5 protein-coding genes are annotated in these 7915 nt (G+C 42.3%); all 5 read right to left on the bottom strand.

The window, feature by feature from the left end; all coding sequences use genetic code 11:
* Positions 1–28: 28 nt before the first annotated feature.
* Positions 29–4060: an MBG domain-containing protein gene (locus tag DW826_RS17010; protein WP_147327175.1), complete on the bottom strand. Its 4032-nt coding sequence runs from the start codon at positions 4058–4060 to the stop codon at positions 29–31.
* A 274-nt stretch (positions 4061–4334) separates the two neighbouring features.
* Positions 4335–4457 (bottom strand): hypothetical protein, encoded by a 123-nt coding sequence (locus DW826_RS18915; RefSeq protein WP_278286596.1) that lies wholly within the window; start codon positions 4455–4457, stop codon positions 4335–4337.
* A gap of 1 nt (position 4458) precedes the next feature.
* Positions 4459–4803 carry a hypothetical protein gene (locus DW826_RS17005; RefSeq protein ID WP_117553293.1) on the bottom strand — a complete coding sequence of 115 codons (345 nt, stop codon included), beginning with the start codon at positions 4801–4803 and terminating at the stop codon, positions 4459–4461.
* A 270-nt stretch (positions 4804–5073) separates the two neighbouring features.
* On the bottom strand, positions 5074–5820 hold the full coding sequence (locus tag DW826_RS17000; protein ID WP_117553292.1) for a LytTR family transcriptional regulator DNA-binding domain-containing protein: 747 nt from the start codon (positions 5818–5820) through the stop codon (positions 5074–5076).
* Between the two features lie 281 nt (positions 5821–6101).
* Complete coding sequence (locus tag DW826_RS16995) at positions 6102–7421, bottom strand: ATP-binding protein (RefSeq protein WP_117553291.1); 1320 nt, start codon at positions 7419–7421, stop codon at positions 6102–6104.
* Positions 7422–7915: the final 494 nt, after the last annotated feature.

Here is a 7915-nt window from a genome sequence, read left to right as displayed (position 1 = left end):
ATGTAATTATCTTTCACTGACAACTATCCTAACACACAGGGGCCTCTGTGATCGCAAATTCATACGAAATTGAACCTGCCTGATAATTGGTTCCCTCTGCGACCGAATATGTAGCCTTATAGGTTCCCACATTGACCGGATCCGTTTTCAGGACCTCGCCCGTCTCTGTGTTTTCGACGATATAGCTTCTTGCGCCGTCTCCGTCTGTCGATGGAGTGATATTCACAGAAGTTCCATCGTAGACTCTGCTTCCATCAGGATATTTTTCTTTCCATAATGCAGAATCTGTGAAGGTCGGAGTTTTCCTTCCAACCGTCAGGGTTCCATCTACAGAAGTTACCTTATAATTGTTCAGACCTGCAACCGCCGGTGTGATTGTATAAGTTCCGGCATTGCTGTTTTCATTGCTCTGTCCCGCCTTCGCCTGCTGATATGCACATGTGAAGGAAAGAGTACCTTTACCTTTCAGACTTTCCAGAGATTCACCCGCTGCAAAGCCCGCATAGACCGCCGTATACTGCGGTGCCGGATCTCCATATGTGATCGACTGATTGACAGCAGTAACTTTCAGTTCTCTCTGTACAATGTCAAACGGAAGACTGATTTCCGCTGCTCCGTAATTGGCTGTCTCCGCCGCTGTAAATTTAGCGGTATAGGTTCCCACATTTTTCGGGATCTCTGCGAGTGCCGAACCGGATGCCGGATTTCCTGCGTAAATTTCTACCTTAACAGTTCTCTCGCCCTCGACAGCTGCTTCTATCTCCGGTGATTTTCCATCATAGGTATACGCCTTCCATTCATTGTAATTAGTCACCTCAATCGTTGCCTGTTTCTTATTTACAGTAAACGATCCCGGAGTGAATCTCAGGCTATAGTTCCGGGCACTCAATGCTCCCTCTCCGCTGCCTGCTTCAATACTGATCGTATGCGTTGTTCCTGCCCCACTCTCTTGAGTATAGGTGCTGCATGTCATCATCGGAGTTCCCGTCAGAGCTGTCTCTTTGGTCTCATTCTTCACAAAACCGGTGTAGCTTGCCTCAAACTCCGGCATCGGATCGCCGTATATCACACCTCTTTTCGGATTTTTCAGCCCTGCAGTTACAGTTAGTGATCTCGGACGGATATGAACCGTCTGGCTTCCCTCAAGATCCTTGTAATTCGGACAGGAAATCTTATAATTCACCGTATACTCTCCCGCATCCGTGTAACTTGGCGGTTCTTGGCTCCACTCGCTTTCAGCGCTGCCCTTATATTTGATTTCTGTCCCGCTTGGAACACTACTCGCCGGAAGTGTTGCTGTAATCGTATGTGGATTCCCATCATACTGACCGTCGTAACCTGTCACAACGATTCCCTTACCATTTAGGCTGGATGGAATAATTTTAACCGTAAAGTTTCCTGTAGTAGGTTCATAATTCTGCGTTGTGATCCGGTAATAAATGGTCTGCTCTGTTTCCTGTACGTTCAGGTTCTGCATTACACCCTTTAAGTCAGAAACATAAGATCCTTCCTGCGTAGCGGAATAGGAAACAACATAACTGCCTACCTGATCGCCAGAAATATTGGAGCTTACTGTCACAGTTGGCAAGAAAGTACCTCTATTTTCATACTCAATCACGTTGTTGTTACCCGGATAAGTCACATTAGGTACAAGTTTTTCTGCAGATGCCTGATCAATATTTCCGGATATTGACAATGTTGAGGCAGACAGATCGTATTTATCTGCATTTTCTCCTGTCAGGGAAATTCCTGTAATCTGAATAGAGTTAGGTCCTACATCTTTGGACTCATATGTTGCTGCTTCATATCTGGCACTTACACCATCCAAAACGGTATTCCCAGCTTCATCCTGCAGAGTGAGTGCAATTGTCTGTCCTGATGCCAAGGAAGTTGTTCCATCGTATGTTTTGCTTGCATTACTGATAACTGCCACCGGCGTCAGTTTTTGTTTTTCGATGGTAAAATAAACATATCGATCGCCCGTATAATTTGCATCAAATGAGTATATATATACTTTATATGTTCCAGCTTCTTTAGGATTATCTGCCGCCCCGCCGGCAGCATAGCTATAACTTATACCGTACTTTTTTACTTCCGTCTTTATGACAGTATCTATTATTTCGATCGCAGGTTTTTTAACCGTTCCATCATATCTAAATGTTTGCGGTGTTAATGTAACAACTATATCATCGCTCTGCAAAGATTTAGGTTTTATACTTGTCACGTGCAATAAACTATCCGATGATGTCCCATCATAAGTGATTTGATACAGTGGCTGATCACTGTCACTTGCTGTAATCCGCACTGCATAATAATATTTAAGAGACTCATCTCCACAATTAGTTGCCGTTGGTGGGGTCGTCTTCCAGTTATTTACATAAAATCCACCCTTCGATTGAGGCTCATAGCATTGATACTCAACCTTGTATTCCTCATCATTTGGTGTATAGACCTTAAGCAACTCCTGCTCAAATCCAGTATAAACAAATTCAATAGGAACAACGCTGAATATATCAGAATTCACATAAATGTATGCTACTGCACTGCCTGCTTTGTACGTCTCATTTCCCTGTGTTTTTGCACCGATTATATAATTTCCGGCAGCGAATTTCGTTGTAGACGAACTCAATGTTTGCTCTTTTTTTTCGGAATCGGCCTGATTTACATAATAATACGATACCTTTCCTTCTTCTGAATCAATATCTGAACTGTTAAACAGGGTAGAAACATCGAAATTTTCACTCTCATTTACTTTCTCCCTCTTAGTTTCTGATGTTCCTTTCACTGCTTTCAGAGATGATGGAGTTCTCCAATTTTCTGCCTGCGTACCTGTAACACGCCCATGATTCTCATAATTTGAAGGAATGGGTTTAGATGAATCTGAAGTCATATTCACTTGAAGTTCACCATCATTCACAAGCTTATTTATTCCTACATCAAAAAGTATCGATTCTTTAATATTTAATATTCCGTCAGATTCAATTGTAAGTAATGATTCAGATAGGTTTATTAATGAGAGATGGTTTACAGTGACCTTTCCAGATATGGATCCAGTAGCATTGTCTAACGTCAGACCATCTGTTTCGATTATTCCGCCTAAACTGCAATCACTTTCTCTGCAAAAATACAGTCCCCGGCTGCTGTCATTCCCTCCTCGTACCTTTGTTTTAAGTGTACCACCTGTTATATTAAATGTTCCACCAGATTGATACAGGCCGCTATATGGACCATTTGCCGTTACTGTTCCTCTTTTTATTGTCAGCTTTCCATAGGACTCAATCCCATGTCGATTATATCCACTTTCATTTACGCTATAAGGGGAAGTGGCGTTAATTTTTCCATCTTGTTCTAAATTGATTGAAACTTCTGCCTTCTTCCCAATAGAAATACCACTTCGGTCACCTTTCACATTCAACGTTCCTGAGCCTGTAAAAGTTACATCTGTATCACTCCAGATCCACAGTCCATAGCTTGCCGAATCTTTGGGCAGCTTTGTTCCATCGAATACGCTTGTTCCATTCAACTCAATAATCCATTTTCCCTTACGAATATCCAGACACGTTTCCACTTGAGGATTATAATTATTCAGTTCTAATACAAAAGCATCTTCTTCACGATAAATTCTGCTGTCCACATCAAGATACTGCTCATACTTACCCGATAAATTTGTTCCATCCCAATCAACAGTAACTGATTTTGTGCTGGTATTATCTTCTCTTCTCGTGAATACCATATAGGTTTCTGCATTCGCCGCCAGCATTGCCGCCTCATCGCTCACCGCGACTTCCACTGCAAGCGGCGCACACCCGTCCGCAAGCTCATATCCGTCCTCCGGCTCTGCCGAGAAGGTGAAGGTTCCGCTTGTCGGCCACATTCCGTCCTCGTTCTGGATATAATCTTCGCACTGCCAACCGGATACTTTGATTTCCACATCGTAATCCGCAGTGATATCTGCTTCATCTGCAGTAATATCCTCTGCTTCGTCCGCAGAAGTATTCTCTGCGGTCTCTCCGGTCTTTGCAAGGATACTCTGCGGCAGGATGGAAACGATCTGTTCCAATGTCGGCTGCTCCTCTGCGGTCGCACTCAGTTCCAGTCTTCCGTCATTTAAATATTCTTCCGGGTCCTGCCAGATAAAGTCGTAGATTTTTGCGAATACATCTTCCCCGTCAAATTCTGCATCCGATGGAGAAGCCTTCTTTCGATCATCGATCAGTTCTTCTTCATCTTCATCTGCGTCAGATGGGGAAGCGATATGAATGGTTTGTTGTGCGTTTGATGTGGATGCCTTCAGGTATCCGCTTGCATCTACAACTCCTGATGCAGCATCAAGGCTATCTACATTTCCATAAGCCATTGTCCCCGGAAGAGACATGGTCACTGTCAAAAGAACTGCTGTATACTGTTTTATTTTTTTCCTCATAGGCGTACCTCCCACTGTCTTCAATAATTTTCATTTTAACAGCCCCCCCAAAGCAACAGCTTCGACAGAATCGGTCGAACTTCGACAAAATTGGTAAAATTATTCTTTGCCGGAATAAAATCAATTATCATGGTAAGCCGGTCAGTCCCGGTTACCATCGTCCGCATCTTCTGTCCGATCTTGAAGGTCTTCCCGCTCATCTCACCTCGCAGCTCCATGCGCTCTTCCCGGAACACATAATAGTCGCCATGAAGTTCATTGACATAGACAGGCATGTATTTTGCCTGCTTCATGGAACGCAGGGGCAGACGGCTGATGAGTGCTTCCTCTTCGCTTCCTTCAAACTTTTTCAGAAGCTTCGTCAGCTCCTTCGGATGCACCTCATCATAAGATTTTTCCCTAATATGTCGAGCGTTTCATCAGTTAAAAAATCTAACAGTATTCTACTATTTTTTCATTTTCCAATCGATAGACTTGGAACGAACAGACGTACAACAGGAACGAATCGTTACTGTACACGGGTAGGAATTTTCTGAACTGAAAATGTCGTATGATACGGTGGTGGTAACAGATTTTGCCGATTTGGAATGCGAAGCATCGGCAAAATCACGTTGCTGTTTGCGCAACGCGTAAACAGCAACCGAATCATGTTACTGGCTGCTGCTCACGAATTCGATCTCCGAAATATTGAACAGGATGCACCCGCAATGCCCCGGAAAAGTCGGGAAACATGTGACCTTCAGATTCGTATCGATCTCCGGGCTGTAGTCGATGAGCTCCAGTTTTTCCCCGTAAAGGACGGCCCGCTCATAGCTTCGAAGCCATTTGGAATCCATATTGCTGAAAAGACTTCCGAATGAATTTCCGATCAGCCGGTCTAACGGCAGTTTTTCCAGCCTCGCAAGTTCCGGATTTCCATAGCGGAAGATCCAGTCAACTGCGCGTTTCTCCTCATCAAATACCATCTCGATATCCGTAAATGCGAATGGGAGCTGATCGAAACTGCGGTAATAGTCATGGTACTCATCGTCCGTCATCGGTACTCCATGATTCTGAAATCCCCGGATCACGTCCTGCTGGGCATTCCGGAGTGTTTTCATGATCTCCCCTTTCTTACGGGCCGTATACCCCAGGGATTCCCCATTGCTGAGATTGATGGTATCCGTGACGTTATGGATTGCCATGACTGCTACAAGGCAGCCGCGATGCACCCGCAAAAATCCGTCCCCGATCTTCTCCTCGATCTCCCCAAGAGTCATCGTCGTCCGATACACCTGATCTCCCAGCACATGGATATTTGCGTATTTTCCATTCATCAGAACATATAAGATCGTACTCACTCTTAAAGCGATCGTTTTCCTCTCTGAGACGATCGTTATGTATCTTTCTTCTGGCATGAAACAGTTCCTCCGTAAGATTATATATTTTATTGAAGCTTTTATATCTGAAATTATAAGTGGATTTCACAGCAGAATCAATTCTTCCTGCACAAGATGTCGAAATTTGGATTTTTGAGATTCCCAAACACAGAAAGACATAAAAGGAGAAGTAAACAGATCGAATAGCAGAATGATGAGACAATCACTTCACAATATATCAGCTTTATTTTGATATATTGCGAAGTATAATATCTAGATAAAGTCAGTGCTACGTAGCTCCCCGAAAAAGATGCACACTTTTATATTTCTTTTAGCAAAAATGCCATATAGAGTGGAAGTGTAAGTATCTGTTCCGCACGTCCAACATTATAGTCTCCAAGTTTGATTGCATGACTGACATGGTATTTTTCAGGATGATTCAGGATTGTTCTGGTGCTTTTTGTATTACCTGTAGATGCTTTTACCTCTACCAATGTGCATTCACCTTTATAACGGATCACAAAATCCACCTCAAGTCCACTGTCTTTATGGAAATAGTAAAGTTTTCTTCCCATTTTACTGAAAATATCAGCAATCAGATTTTCGAAAACTGCTCCTTTATAAGCATGAAGATTTCCTTGAAGAATATCGTATTGCGTACCATCCTCCAACATGCTGACAAACAGACCACAATCGCGCATATACACTTTAAATGTATTTACTTCTGCATTTCCGTCTAAAGGCAGTTCCGTAATACTAAGATTATAACAGCGCACAATAATACCTGCATCCTCGATCCATTGCAAGCTTCCAGCATACTTTGAAGCGGTAGATCCCTTTTTGACAATTGAATACTGAAATTTCTTATTTTCTTTACTGAGTTGTTTAGGAATAGACTGAAAACATTCTTTGATCCTTGATTTATCTTTTTTTTCTGCGTATTTTATCATATCATCTTCATATGACCGAACAATATCTCGTTGAATCTGTAGAACTTCGTCCATCTGTTTTGTGCTTACAAATGTCTGTACTACATCCGGCATGCCGCCAACAACTGTATACTGCAAGAGCAACTGTTTCATACGCTTGTGCAATGCTTCCGGAACTGTTTTTTCATTCTGCAAACATGTTTTCAACAGTTCAATCACCGGAGTTTCAATTCCATTTGCCCACAGGAATTCTTCAAAATCCAGTGGATACATATCAATTACCGTTTCCGACCCAACTGGGACCGATTTTGGTTCTTTTCCATATCCTTTTACACCCAAAAATGATCCCGTACCTATCACATCGTAACGCCCATCCATGCGAAAAAATTTCAAAGCTGTTCGAGCTTCTGGGCACTCCTGAATTTCATCCAGGACTAAAACAGTATTGCCACTTTCAAAGACTGCTTCCTTACCAAGTAAGGCCGAGAGCATCATAACAATCGTATCTACTTCCAGAGAGCCTGAGAATACAGCAACATAGTCTGGATTTTCAAAAAAATTCAAATACACAACATTTTTATAATTTTTCTTTGCGAAATCAAGAACAGAAAATGTTTTGCCACATTGCCTGCACCCCTTAATAATCAATGGTTTTCGATTTTCTGTGTTTTTCCAAGCGATTAATTTTTTTTCAATTTTTCTTTTCAGCATAATGATTTCACCTCTTTTCTATAGAGTACAACGGAATATTCATTTTTTCAAGGGAGTTATATAAGATATAACAAACTTTTTTAAACGACTTTTTGATAAAATATAAACTTTTTCAAGTGACTTTTTCGATAAAGTGCAAACTTTTTCAAGCAACTTTTTATAATAGACACCGCTGGTAAATGATTTTTTCACAAAAAAAGGACATCCACACTGGATATCCTTATAAAAAAGAGCACGAGGCGTCGCAGAACATCCGGGGGACGTTCGCCTGCGACGACCGGAGCGGAGCGTAGACATTCGAACCGTTCAAGCCCAGCAGGGCTCGAACACTCAAGAAACCTGCTGTCCACTTGACGACCCTTTCATTTTAGTTACTTATCCACACTTCATCTGCATCGCAAACTCTTTTTCCACAAAAAAAGAGGATATCCATACTGGATATCCTCAAAAAGCGAGCACGAGACGGGATTCGAACCCGCGACCCTCGCCTTGGC

Origin of the sequence: Clostridium sp. AM34-11AC, assembly GCF_003435375.1 — a bacterium.
Lineage (GTDB): Bacteria > Bacillota > Clostridia > Lachnospirales > Lachnospiraceae > Pilosibacter > Pilosibacter fragilis.
The sequence above is the reverse complement of the archived record's forward strand: the minus strand, read 5'-3'. Positions and strand labels throughout refer to the sequence as shown.